Raw genomic sequence first — 13,646 nt, 5'->3', positions numbered from 1 at the left:
GAACGGTGGGCTTAGTCAATTCAATAACGCGCGCAGCCCGCCACCGCGCAAGGCGGCAACAGGCGCTTGCAATCCCAGCGTCTTAGATACGACGACGCTTCGGCGGACGGCAGCCGTTGTGCGGGACCGGCGTCACGTCGGAGATCGCGGTGATCTTGATGCCAAGACCATGCAGCGCGCGCACCGCCGATTCACGGCCAGGACCGGGGCCCTTGATCCGCACTTCGAGGTTCTTAACGCCGTATTCCATTGCCACCCGGCCAGCCGACTCAGCTGCGACCTGAGCTGCAAACGGGGTCGACTTACGCGAACCCTTGAAGCCCTGACCGCCTGACGTTGCCCAAGCAAGCGCGTTGCCTTGACGGTCGGTAATGGTGATGATGGTGTTGTTGAACGACGCGTGAACGTGAACCACGCCCTCGGCGACGTTCTTCTTGACCTTCTTGCGAACGCGTTGCGCCGCGGAGTTGTTCGAAGCCTTAGCCATTACGTTTTCCTGTAACTGTCAGTTCCGCTTACTTCTTCAGCGATTGCGCTGCACGACGCGGCCCCTTGCGCGTACGGGCATTCGTACGCGTACGCTGGCCGCGCAGGGGAAGACCCTTACGATGCCGCACGCCACGATAGCAGCCGAGATCCATCAGGCGCTTGATGTTCATCGTCGTTTCACGGCGCAGATCGCCTTCAACGATGAACTTGCCGACTTCTTCACGCAGCTTTTCGAGGTCTGCGTCAGTCAGGTCTTTGACCTTCTTCGAAAATGCCACACCAGCAGCGACGCAAATGTCGCGCGAGCGCGTGCGACCGATACCGTAAATAGCCGTCAGGCCGATTTCAGTATGCTGGTGATTCGGGATGTTAACCCCTGCGATACGAGCCATTGTTTTTCCTCAAACAAAAAGCGCAAGCAAAAGCGCGGCGTTCAGCCTTGACGCTGTTTGTGGCGCGGATCAGAGCTGCAAATCACGCGCACAACGCCTTTGCGCTTGATGATCTTGCAATTGCGGCAAATGCGCTTAACCGATGCCATCACTTTCATGATATTACCCTTTTTTCAAATCACTTCGCCCGGAACACGATCCGCGCACGCGACAGATCGTAAGGCGTCAATTCAACCGTCACCTTGTCGCCCGGCAAAATCCGGATGTAGTGCATCCGCATTTTGCCGGATATGTGTCCCAACACGACATGGCCGTTTTCCAGCTTCACCCTGAAGGTAGCGTTAGGCAGGTTCTCGATTACTTCGCCCTGCATCTGGATAACATCGTCTTTGGCCATAAGTCCTTTCAACGCATCGGGACGCCGCCGCCTTTGAAATTAGCTTTCTTCAGCAGCGATTCATACTGTTGCGACATAACGTACGACTGCACCTGTGCCATGAAATCCATTGTGACGACGACAATGATCAGCAGCGACGTTCCACCAAAATAAAACGGCACGTTCCAGCGCAGCACCAGAAATTCGGGCAGCAGGCAAACGAACACGATGTAGATCGCACCGGCCAACGTCAGACGCGTTAGGATGCGGTCGATATATCGCGCCGTCTGATCGCCCGGGCGGATGCCAGGGACGAAAGCGCCGCTCTTTTTCAGGTTGTCGGCCGTTTCCCTGCTGTTAAACACCAGTGCGGTGTAAAAGAAACAGAAGAAGACGATCGCCAACGCGTACAGCAACACGTACACGGGTTGACCGGGCTTCAGGGCTTCGGCCACGTTGTGCAACGTGTCTGCGAACCAGCTGGTACGCGAACCCGAACTGAACCAGTTCAGGATAGTTGCCGGGAAGAGAATGATCGACGATGCGAAGATCGGCGGAATCACACCCGACATGTTCAGCTTCAGCGGCAAATGCGAAGACTGGCCGCCGTAAATCTTGTTGCCCACTTGCCGCTTCGCGTAATTCACAAGAATCTTGCGCTGGCCACGTTCGATGAACACCACCAGATACGTCACAGCCGCAATCAGCGCGACGACGATAATCGCCGAGATGATGCTCATCGAGCCGGTTCGCACCAGTTCAAAGAGACCACCGATTGCGTTCGGGAAACCTGCCGCAATACCGCCGAAAATGATGATCGAGATACCGTTACCAAGCCCGCGTTCCGTGATCTGCTCACCCAGCCACATCAGGAACATCGTGCCGGTCACTAGCGTTACGACCGTCGTCAAGCGGAAAACCATCCCCGGATCGATCACGAGGCCCGGCTGATTTTCCAGCGCGACGGCAATACCGAAGGCCTGGAACGTCGCCAGCACGACCGTGAAGATCCGCGTGTACTGCGTAATCTTCCGCTGACCTGCCTGCCCTTCCTTTTTCAGCGCTTCGAGCTGCGGCGAAACAATCGCCAGCAACTGCATGATGATCGACGCCGAAATGTACGGCATGATCCCAAGCGCGAAAATCGTGAACCGCGAAAGTGCGCCACCCGAGAACATGTTGAACATGCCTAGGATGCCACCCGACTGGCTTTGGAACAGCTTCGCCAGTTGGTCCGGGTCGATACCCGGCACCGGAATGTGCGCGCCGATTCGGTAGACGACCAGCGCCAGCAGCAGGAACACTGCTCGCCGGCGCAGATCACCAAACTTCGCCGCGCTGCGACCGGGTTTTGCGAGACTCGGGCTGTTAGCCAAGTACCTTCTCCGATGCAAATGCTAGTGACGGCAAATAACTTGCGCGTTACTCGGCAAAAGAGCCACCGGCTGCCTCGATAGCAGCACGTGCGCTCTTCGTCGCACCCAGACCCTTCACAACGACCTTGCGCTTGAGCTCGCCCGTTGCAATGATCTTGGCGCTACGGATCAGCTCGCCGACCAAGCCGGCTTGCTTGAGAGCCAGCAGATCGATTTCGTCGACCGGCAGCTTCTCCAGATCCGAGAGACGCACTTCACCGACGAATTCCTTCGTCAGCGAGGTGAATCCACGCTTCGGCAGGCGACGTTGCAGCGGCATTTGACCGCCTTCGAAGCCAACCTTATGAAAGCCGCCCGAACGCGACTTCTGACCCTTGTGACCACGGCCAGCGGTCTTGCCGAGGCCGGAACCGATGCCGCGACCAACGCGACGCTTTGCGTGCTTCGCGCCTTCAGCCGGCTTCAGGTTATTCAATTCCATTATCAACTCCTTGAGTCCTAGTCAGCCGCTTAGCTGATGACCTTAACGAGGTACGAAACCTTGTTGATCATGCCGCGCACAGCCGGCGTGTCCTGCAACTCGCTAACCGAATTGAGTCGGCGCAGACCCAAGCCACGCACCGTTGCACGGTGCGATTCACGGGTGCCGATCAGGCTCTTGACGAGCTGGACCTTGACAGTTTTATCAGACATGGTGTCCACCTTTAGCCCAGAATGTCTTCGACGGACTTGCCACGCTTCGCAGCGATGTCGGCCGGCGTGGACTGCTTGCGCAGGCCGTCGAGCGTCGCACGAACGAGGTTGTACGGGTTCGTCGAACCGTGGCTCTTGGCCACGACGTTCTGCACGCCCATCACGTCGAACACTGCGCGCATCGGGCCCCCAGCGATCACGCCGGTACCGTCCTTCGCCGGAGCGAGGAGAACCGTCGATGCGCCGTGCTTACCGTGCACTTCGTGTTGCAGGGTACCGTTCTTCAGCGGCACCTTGAACATGTTGCGACGAGCCTGCTCCATCGCCTTCTGGACAGCGACCGGCACTTCCTTCGCCTTGCCCTTGCCCATACCGACGCGGCCATCACCGTCGCCAACCACGGTCAGTGCAGCGAAGCCGAGAATACGGCCACCCTTCACGACCTTGGTCACGCGGTTGACCGAGATCATCTTTTCACGAAGGCCGTCGTCGCGTTCGTCAGCCTGAACTTTAGCTTGCATCTTTGCCATGACGAATTCTTCCCTTAGAACTTGAGTCCGGCTTCGCGCGCCGCATCAGCCAGCGCTTTCACGCGGCCGTGGTAACGGAAACCCGAACGGTCGAAGGCGACGGATTCGATGCCGGCAGCCTTAGCCTTTTCAGCAATGCGCTTGCCGATCAGGGTCGCAGCAGCAACGTTGCCGCCCTTGCCCGATTGATCGGCCAGTTGCGCACGCACTTCGGCTTCGAGCGTCGACGCGCTGGCGAGCACCTTGGTGCCGCACGGCGAGAACACTTGCGCATAGATGTGCGTGTTCGTGCGATGCACGGCGAGACGTGCGACCTGCAGCTCAGCGAGCTTGATACGCGTCTGACGAGCGCGGCGCAGGCGAGATTGAGTCTTATCCATGATTGCGCACCCTTACTTCTTCTTCGTTTCTTTGAGGATCACAACCTCATCGGCGTAACGCACGCCCTTGCCCTTGTAGGGCTCCGGCGGACGGTAGCCGCGCACTTCTGCAGCGACTTGACCGACTTGTTGCTTGTTGATCCCCTTGATCACGATTTCGGTTTGCGACGGGGTTTCTGCCTTGACGCCAGCCGGCATCTGGTGCACCACCGGGTGCGAGAAACCCAGCGACAGGTTCAGCTTGTCGCCTTGCGCTTGTGCGCGATAACCGACGCCAACCAGCGTCAGTTTGCGCTCGAAACCCTTCGTCACGCCGTGCACCATGTTCGCAACAAGCGCGCGCATCGTGCCCGACATCGCATTCGCTTCGCGGCTTTCATCGACCGGCTCGAACTTCAGCGTGCCGCTGTCGTTCACTACCTTCACGAGGCTGTTGGCAGCCTGCGAAATCGTACCCAGCGGACCCTTGACAGTAATGCTGTCGGCGCTCAGGGCCACCTCCGCGCCTTGCAGCGCGATCGGGCTCTTACCTACTCGAGACATGTTTCTCTCCTTTCGGCCTTAAGCGACGTAGCAGATGACTTCGCCGCCAACGCCCGTTGCACGTGCCTTGCGGTCCGTCATCACGCCCTTCGGCGTCGACACGATTGCCACGCCCAGGCCATTCATGACCACAGGGATGTCGTTACGGCCGCGGTACACACGCAGACCAGGCTTCGAGACGCGTTCAATGCGCTCGATGACCGGACGGCCAGCGTAATACTTCAACACGATGTTCAATTCCGACTTCGCACCTTCGGACTTCACTGCGAAATCGTCGATATAACCTTCGTCCTTCAGGACCTGCGCAATCGCAACCTTGACTTTCGACGAGGGCATAGTCACCGAAACCTTCTCGACCATCTGCGCATTGCGGATGCGAGTCAGCATATCGGCGATAGGATCACTCATGCTCATTTATGTTTCTCCTATTACCAGCTCGCCTTGGTCAGGCCAGGGATCTCGCCGCGGAACGCGATTTCGCGAATCTTGTTACGCGCCAGCCCGAATTTACGGAACGTGCCGCGCGGACGACCGGTAATTGCGCAACGGTTGCGCTTACGGGTCGGGTTAGAGTTTCGCGGCAGTTGCTGCAGTTCCAAGCGTGCTGCGTAGTGCTCTTCTTCCGACTTGCTCGCATCGCCAATGATTGCCTTCAATGCTGCACGCTTGGGAGCGTACTTGGCGGCGAGGCGAGCACGCTTCTTTTCACGTTCGATCAGTGCCAGTTTAGCCACGGTAACCTCAGTTTCTGAACGGGAACTTGAAGCTGGCGAGCAGAGCCTTTGCTTCGTCGTCAGTCTTCGCAGTCGTCGTGATGCTGATGTTCAGCCCACGCAGTGCGTCGATCTTGTCGTAGTCGATTTCGGGGAAAATAATCTGCTCTTTCACACCGATGTTGTAGTTGCCGCGACCATCGAACGCCTTGCCCGACACGCCACGGAAGTCGCGCACACGGGGGAGCGCAACCGTCACGAAACGGTCCAGGAATTCGTACATTGCCTGGCCACGCAGCGTGACCATTGCACCGATCGGATAGCCCTGACGGATCTTGAAGCCAGCGATTGCCTTGCGTGCCTTCGTGATCACCGGCTTCTGGCCCGCGATCTTCGTCAGATCGCCAACGGCGTTTTCGATGATCTTCTTGTCAGCGACGGCTTCGCCAAGGCCCATGTTCAGGGTGATCTTGGTGATGCGCGGCACTTCCATCACGGACTTGTAACCGAACTTCTCGATGAGGCCGGGTACAACCTTCTCTTTGTAAAACTCTTGCAAACGAGCCATTTTTTACTCCGCAGCGTCAGGCGCTCAGTACGGCACCGGTCGTCTTCAGGAAACGGATCTTCTTGTCCCCTTCGACTTTGATGCCTACACGCGATGGCTTGCCATTCGCGTCCACCAATGCGACGTTCGAAATTTGCAGCGGCATCGTCTTGGCTTCCACGCCGCCCGTCGTACCCTTCATCGGGTTCGGCTTGACGTGCTTCTTGACGAGATTGATGCCCTCGACAGTCACGGTCTCGCCGTGAACGGCCAGCACTACGCCACGCTTGCCCTTATCTTTGCCGGTGATGACGATAACTTCGTCACCCTTGCGAATCTTGTTCATCGCGACTCCTTACAGCACTTCAGGCGCCAGCGAAACGATCTTCATGAATCGTTCGCTACGCAACTCGCGCGTGACAGGCCCGAAAATACGGGTACCGATCGGTTCGAGCTTGGTGTTGAGCAACACAGCTGCGTTGCCGTCGAACTTGATCAGCGAGCCGTCCTGACGGCGCACGCCCTTGGCGGTGCGAACCACCACGGCGTTGTAGATTTCGCCTTTCTTCACGCGCCCGCGCGGCGTTGCCTCTTTGACAGTCACCTTGATGATGTCGCCAATGCTGGCATAACGACGCTTCGAGCCGCCGAGCACCTTGATGCACATGACTTCACGTGCACCCGTGTTGTCGGCTACTTCAAGCCGAGTTTCGGTCTGGATCATGGTTTATCTTTCCCAACTTAATCCGGTCACACCACCATGGCGCTTCCCGGTCAGTCTTGGTCCCGTCAGCCGATCGGCTGCTTGGGTTAGAACAGCAGCGACGGCAAACGAAACCCGCCATCGCAATCCGGTGAATCCTTCGGTCTAGGCTGGCGCCCGAACCGCTTCCCCCACCAACTTCGCCCGCGACGGGGCTCCCATAAAGAGGGAAGACCGAAATTATATCAAATAACCTCGGTCTTGCAAGCGAAACTTACTGCGATTTCAACTACTTCTAAAGCTTGGCGACATTAGATGACGCGAGCAGCCTCGACTAGGCGAGCCACAACCCAAGCCTTCGTCTTCGAAATCGGACGAGTTTCCTGGATTTCAACGAGGTCGCCCTCGTTGTACGTGTTCGCGTCGTCATGCGCGTGGTACTTCTTCGACCGCACGACGTACTTGCCGTAGATCGGGTGCTTCACGCGGTGCTCGACCAGCACGGTAACCGTCTTGTCCATCTTGTTGCTGACGACCTTGCCGACCAGCGTCCGCTTGAGCGAGGTTTTTACGCTATCGTTCATTTCTGGTTCGCCTTCTCAGTCAGGACGGTCCGCACACGTGCGATGTCGCGACGGACCTTCTTCAGCTGGCTCGTGTTCGTGAGCTGCTGGGTCGCGAGTTGCATGCGCAGGCCGAATTGCGCCTTTAACAGGTCCGACAGCTCCTTGTTGAGCGCGGCCTGATCTTTCTGGTGAAGTTCGGAAGCCTTCATCATTTGCTCCTTAGGCGCCGAGCTGACGCACGATAAACGTCGTCTTCAGCGGCAGCTTCGCTGCAGCCAGACGGAACGCTTCGCGCGCCAGTTCTTCGGTTACGCCGTCCATTTCGTACAGCATCTTGCCCGGTTGAATCTCAGCGACGTAGTACTCCGGGTTACCCTTACCGTTACCCATACGCACTTCCGCCGGCTTGGTCGAGATCGGCTTGTCCGGGAAGATCCGGATCCAGATGCGGCCACCGCGCTTGATGTGACGCGTCATTGCGCGACGCGCCGCTTCAATCTGGCGCGCGGTCAGACGGCCACGACCGACAGCCTTCAGGCCGAACTCACCGAACGACACCGCGTTGCCGCGGGTAGCAACGCCGGTGTTACGACCTTTCTGCTCTTTGCGATACTTTCTGCGTTTCGGTTGCAGCATCGTTATTCTCCAGTCTTCCCGTCGCCGCCAGCACCGCCAGCACGACGAGGAGCGCCACGGCGTGCACCTGCCGGGCCACCACCTTCACCATCACGACGCGGACGGCGATCGCCACCCGGACGCGCGTTGCGGCGCGGACGCTTTTCTTCGGCGACTTCTTCGACCACCGGCGCGTCGTTGCGGCCGAGCGTGTCGCCCTTGTAGACCCACACCTTCACGCCGATGATGCCGTACGTCGTCTTTGCTTCCGACGTTGCGTAGTCGATATCCGCACGCAGCGTATGAAGCGGCACGCGACCTTCGCGATACCATTCCGTACGGGCGATTTCGATACCGTTCAGGCGGCCAGCGCTCATGATCTTGATGCCTTGAGCACCCAGACGCATCGCGTTCTGCATCGCACGCTTCATCGCGCGACGGAACATGATCCGGCGCTCGAGCTGTTGCGTAATCGAATCAGCGATCAGTTGCGCGTCCGTTTCCGGCTTGCGGATTTCTTCGATGTTGACGTGAACCGGAACGCCCATGCGCTTTTGCAGCTCGGACTTCAGCAGTTCGATGTCTTCACCCTTCTTACCGATCACGACACCCGGACGCGAGCTGAAAATCGTGATGCGGGCGTTCTTTGCAGGACGCTCGATCACAACGCGACCGACGGACGCGTTCTTCAGCTTCTTCTTCAGGTATTCACGAACACCGATGTCTTCCTGCAACATCGCCGCGAAATTGTTGTTGTTCGCGTACCAACGCGACGCCCAATTGCGGCTGACGGCCAAACGGAAGCCAGTCGGATGAATTTTCTGTCCCATCGTATGACCCCTTAATTCCCGACCGTCACAGTGATGTGACAGGATTGCTTCTCGATGCGGTTACCGCGGCCTTTAGCGCGCGCGGTGAAACGCTTCAGCGATGCTGCCTTGTCGATGTAGATGCTCTTTATCTTGAGCTCGTCGATATCGGCACCTTCGTTGTGCTCCGCATTCGCGATCGCCGACAGCACGACCTTCTTCACGATTCCCGCAGCCTTCTTCGGCGAGAACGTCAGAACGTTCAGCGCCTTGTCGACCGGCAAACCGCGGATCTGGTCAGCCACAAGGCGCGTTTTCTGCGCCGAGATGCGGGCACCGCGATGAATTGCTTTCACTTCCATCTTGATACCCCTTATTTCTTGGCCTTCTTGTCGGCCGCGTGACCCTTGAACGTACGGGTCAGTGCGAACTCGCCAAGCTTGTGGCCGACCATGTTTTCCGTGACATACACCGGAACGTGTTGACGGCCGTTGTGAACGGCGATCGTCAGACCGATGAAGTCCGGCAGGATCGTCGAGCGACGCGACCAAGTCTTAATCGGTTTCTTATCACGCGATGCCGCAGCCGCCTCAACCTTCTTCAGCAAATGGGCGTCGCAGAACGGACCTTTCTTAATAGAACGTGCCATTGCCTACTCCTTAACGCTTGTGACGGCGCTGGACGATCATGCTCGTCGTGCGCTTGTTGCTGCGGGTACGATAGCCCTTCGTCGGCGTGCCCCACGGGCTCACCGGATCGCGGCCTGCCGCAGTCTTGCCTTCGCCACCACCGTGCGGGTGGTCGACCGGGTTCATTGCAACGCCACGCACCGTCGGGCGGATACCGCGCCAGCGGTTCGCACCAGCCTTACCGATTTGACGGAGGCTATGCTCTTCGTTGCCTACTTCACCGATCGTTGCGCGGCATTCAACGTGAACGCGGCGGATTTCGCCCGAACGCAGACGGACCTGCGCGTAGATGCCTTCGCGAGCCAGCAGCATCGCCGATGTACCTGCGGAACGCGCCATTTGCGCGCCCTTGCCCGGCAGCATTTCGATGCAGTGAATCGTCGTACCGACCGGGATGTTGCGGATCGGCAGCGTGTTACCTGCGCGGATCGGCGCCTCCGAACCCGACATCAGCTGTTGACCGACGGTGATACCCTTCGGAGCGATGATGTAGCGCCGCTCGCCGTCTGCGTACAGAACCAGCGCGATGTTCGCGCTACGGTTCGGGTCGTACTCGAGACGCTCGACCTTTGCGGGAATACCATCCTTCGTGCGACGGAAGTCGACGACACGATAGTGATGCTTGTGACCACCACCCTTGTGACGCGTGGTGATGTGACCGTTGTTATTACGGCCGGCGGTCGACGACTGCGTGTCGAGCAGCGCTGCGAACGGCTTGCCCTTATGCAGTTCCTTGTTGACCACCTTGACCATCGCGCGGCGGCCCGGCGAAGTCGGCTTAACTTTCACGATTGCCATGATTACTTGGCCTCCGCTTCAAAGTTGATTTCCTGGCCGGGCTTCAGGCAGACGTACGCCTTCTTCACGTCCTTGCGCTTGCCCATGAAGCGGCCAAAGCGCTTGGCTTTGCCCTTCGCGACCAGCACATTGACGGAATCGACTTCCACCTTGAACAGCAGCTCGACTGCAGCCTTCACTTCCTGCTTCGTGGCATCCGGCGCGACTTCGAACACAACTTGCTCGTTCTTGTCGGCAACCAGCGTCGCCTTTTCGGAGACCACCGGCGCGAGCAGGACCTGCATCAAACGATGATCGTTCTTGCGAATCTCGCTCATGACAGCAACTCCTCGATCTGGGCGACCGCAGCCTTCGTGATCAGGATCTTTTTGAAGTAGATCAGCGACAGCGGGTCGGCGTAACGCGGCTCGACAACCGCCACGTGGGCGAGGTTGCGCGACGCGAGGTACAGGTTTTCGTCAACCGTGTCGGTAATCACCAGCACGGAGTCGAGACCCATCGCCTTGAATTTTTCGGCCAGCAGCTTCGTCTTCGGCGCTTCGAGCGTCAGCTCGTCGACGACCGAGATGCGGCCTTCGCGGGCCAGCTGCGAGAAGATCGAGCACAGACCTGCGCGATGCATCTTCTTGTTGACCTTGTGCGAAAAGTTTTCTTCCGGCGAATTCGGGAAGATACGGCCACCGCCGCGCCACAGCGGGCTCGACGACATACCGGCACGGGCGCGACCCGTACCCTTCTGGCGCCACGGCTTCTTGGTCGTGTGCTTGACCTGCTCACGATCCTTCTGCGCGCGGTTGCCGCTACGGGCATTCGCCTGGTACGCCACCACCACCTGGTGAATCAGGGCTTCGTTGTAATCGCGGCCGAACACGACGTCCGACGCGCTAACGCCCGCACCTTCCTGACCATTGGCATTCAGGAGCTTAAGTTCCATTATTTCGCTCCTTTCACGGCACGTGTCTTCACGGCCGGCGTAACGAATACCTTGCCACCCTTCGCACCCGGAACGGCGCCCTTGACCAGCAGCAGCTTGCGGTCAGCGTCGATACGAGCGATTTCGAGGTTTTGCACCGTTACCTTCTCGTCACCCATGTGACCGGTCATGCGCTTACCCGGGAAAACACGGCCCGGATCCTGCGCCATACCGATCGAGCCCGGCACGTTGTGCGAGCGCGAGTTACCGTGCGACGCACGGCCCGACGAGAAGTTGTAACGCTTGATGGTACCGGCGTAGCCCTTACCGATCGACACGCCTTGCACGTCGACCTTCTGGCCCACTTCGAACAGCTCGGGACCAACCACGGTGCCGCTCGACAACTCGGCAGCCTTAGCGGCATCGATCTGGAATTCTTTGAGGATTTCACCGGCCTGAACGCCGGCTTTGGCGAGATGACCTGCCAACGGCTTCGTCACGCGCGATGCGCGGCGTGTACCGAAGGCAACCTGCACGGCCGTGTAGCCGTCGGTTTCAACAGTCTTGATCTGCGTCACGCGGTTGTCGGACACGTCCAGCACGGTGACGGGAATCGAATCCCCTTCAGCCGTGAAGATACGGGTCATGCCAACCTTGCGACCTACGAGTCCAAGGCTCATCGTTTTCTCCATTCCCGACTGCGATTGGTCGGGGCTAATTTACAAAATGCCGGCGCTGTTTCGGGCATGAAACCATGCTGCAGCACGCCGGCTTTTTTGCGCAAATGCGCGAAAAGCCCATTATTGTAGCGAGTCTTTTCGTTTTTCGCAAGCAATCAATGACTTAGCGCTGCCCGGCTTGCCGGACCAAGGGTGAAGCCTTACTGCAGCTTGATTTCAACGTCCACGCCAGCCGGCAGATCCAGCTTCATCAGCGCGTCGACAGTCTTGTCCGTCGGGTCGACGATGTCCATCAGACGCTGGTGCGTGCGGATCTCAAGCTGGTCACGCGACGTCTTGTTGACGTGCGGCGAACGCAGGATGTCGAAGCGTTGAATGCGGGTCGGCAGGGGCACTGGACCACGAACGATTGCGCCAGTCCGCTTTGCCGTATCGACGATTTCAGCTGCCGATTGGTCGATCAGGCGATAGTCGAAAGCCTTCAGGCGAATGCGGATTTTCTGGTTCTGCATGACAAATTCCTTAAAAAGAGCGAGGCGATATTGCACCGCCGATTAGAAAAAGAACGTGGGCTCGGACGCTCGCGCCGAGCGAGTGCCCGAGCCCGGGCGCTACAGACTATTACAGCAATGCGCGATTTTACTCGATGATCTTGGCGACGACACCAGCGCCGACCGTACGGCCACCTTCGCGAATTGCGAAGCGCAGACCTTCTTCCATCGCGATCGGGTTGATCAGTTTCACCGTGATCGACACGTTGTCGCCCGGCATCACCATTTCCTTGTCCTTCGGCAGTTCGATCGAGCCCGTCACATCCGTCGTACGGAAGTAGAACTGCGGACGGTAGTTGTTGAAGAACGGCGTGTGACGGCCGCCTTCGTCCTTGCTCAGCACGTACACTTCAGCCGTGAAGTGCGTGTGCGGGTTGATCGAACCCGGCTTGGCCAGAACCTGACCACGCTCCACGTCTTCACGCTTCGTGCCGCGCAGCAGGATACCGACGTTGTCGCCTGCCTGACCTTGGTCGAGCAGCTTGCGGAACATTTCCACGCCCGTGCAGGTCGTCTTGGCCGTTGCGCGGATACCGACGATCTCGATTTCCTCGCCGACCTTGACCACGCCACGCTCGACGCGGCCCGTCACCACCGTGCCACGACCCGAGATCGAGAACACGTCTTCCACCGGCATCAGGAACGCACCGTCAACCGCGCGCTCCGGCGTCGGGATGTACGTGTCCAGCGCATCGGCCAGGTTCATGATCGCCACTTCGCCCAGTTCGCCCTTGTCGCCTTCCAGCGCCAGCTTGGCCGAACCCTTGATGATCGGCGTGTCGTCGCCCGGGAAGTCGTACTTCGACAGAAGTTCGCGAACTTCCATTTCGACGAGTTCCAGCAGCTCGGCGTCGTCCACCATGTCGCACTTGTTCAGGAACACGATGATGTACGGAACGCCAACCTGACGCGCCAGCAGGATGTGCTCACGCGTTTGCGGCATCGGACCATCAGCGGCCGAGCACACCAGGATTGCGCCGTCCATCTGCGCCGCGCCCGTGATCATGTTCTTCACGTAGTCAGCGTGGCCCGGGCAGTCGACGTGGGCATAGTGGCGGTTAGCCGTTTCGTACTCGACGTGCGCGGTGTTAATGGTAATACCACGCGCCTTTTCTTCCGGCGCCGCGTCGATCTGGTCGTACGCCTTCGCTTCGCCGCCAAACTTCTGCGTCAGAACCGTCGTGATCGCTGCCGTCAGCGTGGTCTTGCCGTGGTCAACGTGACCGATCGTGCCCACGTTCACGTGCGGCTTGGTCCGTTCGAATTTACCTTTAGCCATGTTT

The 13,646-nt window shown here is 58.7% G+C and carries 27 protein-coding genes; all 27 read right to left on the bottom strand.

What is annotated here, in order from left to right; all coding sequences use genetic code 11:
* Window positions 1–82: 82 nt before the first annotated feature.
* The 27 genes from rpsK to tuf all read right to left on the bottom strand — a co-directional run bounded on the left by rpsK (window position 83) and on the right by tuf (window position 13,642).
* Window positions 83–487: a 30S ribosomal protein S11 gene (gene rpsK / locus OKW45_RS34060; RefSeq protein WP_006052224.1), complete on the bottom strand. Its 405-nt coding sequence runs from the start codon at window positions 485–487 to the stop codon at window positions 83–85.
* A 28-nt stretch (window positions 488–515) separates the two neighbouring features.
* Entirely contained in the window at window positions 516–881 is a 366-nt protein-coding gene (gene rpsM, locus OKW45_RS34055; protein WP_008923332.1) for a 30S ribosomal protein S13, read from the bottom strand.
* Window positions 882–922: 41 nt separating this feature from the next.
* Window positions 923–1,039, bottom strand: coding sequence for a 50S ribosomal protein L36 (gene rpmJ / locus OKW45_RS34050; RefSeq protein ID WP_004199844.1), 117 nt, complete (start codon window positions 1,037–1,039; stop codon window positions 923–925).
* A gap of 20 nt (window positions 1,040–1,059) precedes the next feature.
* On the bottom strand, window positions 1,060–1,278 hold the full coding sequence (gene infA, locus OKW45_RS34045) for a translation initiation factor IF-1 (RefSeq protein WP_004521905.1): 219 nt from the start codon (window positions 1,276–1,278) through the stop codon (window positions 1,060–1,062).
* 8 nt (window positions 1,279–1,286) lie between these two features.
* Window positions 1,287–2,633 carry a preprotein translocase subunit SecY gene (secY, locus tag OKW45_RS34040; RefSeq protein WP_013090753.1) on the bottom strand — a complete coding sequence of 449 codons (1,347 nt, stop codon included), beginning with the start codon at window positions 2,631–2,633 and terminating at the stop codon, window positions 1,287–1,289.
* 46 nt (window positions 2,634–2,679) lie between these two features.
* Complete coding sequence (rplO, locus tag OKW45_RS34035; RefSeq protein ID WP_018420156.1) at window positions 2,680–3,114, bottom strand: 50S ribosomal protein L15; 435 nt, start codon at window positions 3,112–3,114, stop codon at window positions 2,680–2,682.
* Between the two features lie 29 nt (window positions 3,115–3,143).
* Window positions 3,144–3,326, bottom strand: coding sequence for a 50S ribosomal protein L30 (rpmD, locus tag OKW45_RS34030; RefSeq protein ID WP_008923335.1), 183 nt, complete (start codon window positions 3,324–3,326; stop codon window positions 3,144–3,146).
* A gap of 11 nt (window positions 3,327–3,337) precedes the next feature.
* Window positions 3,338–3,856, bottom strand: a complete 519-nt coding sequence (gene rpsE, locus OKW45_RS34025) for a 30S ribosomal protein S5 (protein WP_007730604.1) — start codon at window positions 3,854–3,856, stop codon at window positions 3,338–3,340.
* 14 nt (window positions 3,857–3,870) lie between these two features.
* Window positions 3,871–4,236 carry a 50S ribosomal protein L18 gene (gene rplR / locus OKW45_RS34020; RefSeq protein ID WP_018420155.1) on the bottom strand — a complete coding sequence of 122 codons (366 nt, stop codon included), beginning with the start codon at window positions 4,234–4,236 and terminating at the stop codon, window positions 3,871–3,873.
* Window positions 4,237–4,248: 12 nt separating this feature from the next.
* The gene (rplF, locus tag OKW45_RS34015; protein WP_018420154.1) at window positions 4,249–4,779 is read right to left on the bottom strand and encodes a 50S ribosomal protein L6; all 531 of its coding nucleotides are present in this window, start codon (window positions 4,777–4,779) and stop codon (window positions 4,249–4,251) included.
* 18 nt (window positions 4,780–4,797) lie between these two features.
* On the bottom strand, window positions 4,798–5,193 hold the full coding sequence (gene rpsH, locus OKW45_RS34010; RefSeq protein ID WP_006052216.1) for a 30S ribosomal protein S8: 396 nt from the start codon (window positions 5,191–5,193) through the stop codon (window positions 4,798–4,800).
* A 14-nt stretch (window positions 5,194–5,207) separates the two neighbouring features.
* Window positions 5,208–5,513: a 30S ribosomal protein S14 gene (rpsN, locus tag OKW45_RS34005; RefSeq protein WP_018420153.1), complete on the bottom strand. Its 306-nt coding sequence runs from the start codon at window positions 5,511–5,513 to the stop codon at window positions 5,208–5,210.
* A 7-nt stretch (window positions 5,514–5,520) separates the two neighbouring features.
* Complete coding sequence (gene rplE, locus OKW45_RS34000; protein WP_008923339.1) at window positions 5,521–6,060, bottom strand: 50S ribosomal protein L5; 540 nt, start codon at window positions 6,058–6,060, stop codon at window positions 5,521–5,523.
* A gap of 16 nt (window positions 6,061–6,076) precedes the next feature.
* Window positions 6,077–6,385, bottom strand: coding sequence for a 50S ribosomal protein L24 (gene rplX, locus OKW45_RS33995; protein ID WP_429473182.1), 309 nt, complete (start codon window positions 6,383–6,385; stop codon window positions 6,077–6,079).
* 9 nt (window positions 6,386–6,394) lie between these two features.
* A complete protein-coding gene (gene rplN, locus OKW45_RS33990) occupies window positions 6,395–6,763 on the bottom strand; it encodes a 50S ribosomal protein L14 (RefSeq protein ID WP_006998478.1) in 369 nt (122 codons plus the stop codon).
* Between the two features lie 290 nt (window positions 6,764–7,053).
* The gene (gene rpsQ, locus OKW45_RS33985) at window positions 7,054–7,326 is read right to left on the bottom strand and encodes a 30S ribosomal protein S17 (protein WP_007180129.1); all 273 of its coding nucleotides are present in this window, start codon (window positions 7,324–7,326) and stop codon (window positions 7,054–7,056) included.
* Window positions 7,323–7,517, bottom strand: coding sequence for a 50S ribosomal protein L29 (rpmC, locus tag OKW45_RS33980; protein WP_007180130.1), 195 nt, complete (start codon window positions 7,515–7,517; stop codon window positions 7,323–7,325). The genes rpsQ and rpmC overlap by 4 nt, the downstream gene beginning before the upstream one ends.
* Before the next feature lie 10 nt (window positions 7,518–7,527).
* Window positions 7,528–7,944 carry a 50S ribosomal protein L16 gene (gene rplP / locus OKW45_RS33975; RefSeq protein WP_008923342.1) on the bottom strand — a complete coding sequence of 139 codons (417 nt, stop codon included), beginning with the start codon at window positions 7,942–7,944 and terminating at the stop codon, window positions 7,528–7,530.
* A gap of 2 nt (window positions 7,945–7,946) precedes the next feature.
* Window positions 7,947–8,753 (bottom strand): 30S ribosomal protein S3, encoded by an 807-nt coding sequence (gene rpsC / locus OKW45_RS33970; RefSeq protein ID WP_012434570.1) that lies wholly within the window; start codon window positions 8,751–8,753, stop codon window positions 7,947–7,949.
* Window positions 8,754–8,764: 11 nt separating this feature from the next.
* Window positions 8,765–9,094 carry a 50S ribosomal protein L22 gene (rplV, locus tag OKW45_RS33965; protein WP_018420150.1) on the bottom strand — a complete coding sequence of 110 codons (330 nt, stop codon included), beginning with the start codon at window positions 9,092–9,094 and terminating at the stop codon, window positions 8,765–8,767.
* 11 nt (window positions 9,095–9,105) lie between these two features.
* Entirely contained in the window at window positions 9,106–9,381 is a 276-nt protein-coding gene (gene rpsS, locus OKW45_RS33960) for a 30S ribosomal protein S19 (protein WP_006998484.1), read from the bottom strand.
* Between the two features lie 10 nt (window positions 9,382–9,391).
* On the bottom strand, window positions 9,392–10,219 hold the full coding sequence (rplB, locus tag OKW45_RS33955) for a 50S ribosomal protein L2 (RefSeq protein ID WP_018420149.1): 828 nt from the start codon (window positions 10,217–10,219) through the stop codon (window positions 9,392–9,394).
* A gap of 2 nt (window positions 10,220–10,221) precedes the next feature.
* On the bottom strand, window positions 10,222–10,536 hold the full coding sequence (gene rplW, locus OKW45_RS33950; protein WP_008923345.1) for a 50S ribosomal protein L23: 315 nt from the start codon (window positions 10,534–10,536) through the stop codon (window positions 10,222–10,224).
* A complete protein-coding gene (gene rplD, locus OKW45_RS33945; protein ID WP_007180136.1) occupies window positions 10,533–11,153 on the bottom strand; it encodes a 50S ribosomal protein L4 in 621 nt (206 codons plus the stop codon). The genes rplW and rplD overlap by 4 nt, the downstream gene beginning before the upstream one ends.
* Window positions 11,153–11,812 carry a 50S ribosomal protein L3 gene (rplC, locus tag OKW45_RS33940; RefSeq protein WP_026225726.1) on the bottom strand — a complete coding sequence of 220 codons (660 nt, stop codon included), beginning with the start codon at window positions 11,810–11,812 and terminating at the stop codon, window positions 11,153–11,155. The genes rplD and rplC overlap by 1 nt, the downstream gene beginning before the upstream one ends.
* A gap of 200 nt (window positions 11,813–12,012) precedes the next feature.
* The gene (gene rpsJ, locus OKW45_RS33935) at window positions 12,013–12,324 is read right to left on the bottom strand and encodes a 30S ribosomal protein S10 (RefSeq protein WP_006998489.1); all 312 of its coding nucleotides are present in this window, start codon (window positions 12,322–12,324) and stop codon (window positions 12,013–12,015) included.
* Window positions 12,325–12,451: 127 nt separating this feature from the next.
* A complete protein-coding gene (tuf, locus tag OKW45_RS33930; RefSeq protein WP_018420138.1) occupies window positions 12,452–13,642 on the bottom strand; it encodes an elongation factor Tu in 1,191 nt (396 codons plus the stop codon).
* Between the last annotated feature and the right edge of the window lie 4 nt (window positions 13,643–13,646).

It is taken from the genome of Paraburkholderia lebeckiae (genome assembly GCF_050436225.1).
Lineage (GTDB): Bacteria > Pseudomonadota > Gammaproteobacteria > Burkholderiales > Burkholderiaceae > Paraburkholderia > Paraburkholderia tuberum.
Note: the sequence above shows the minus strand (reverse complement) of the source record. Positions and strands in the feature narration are given on the sequence as shown.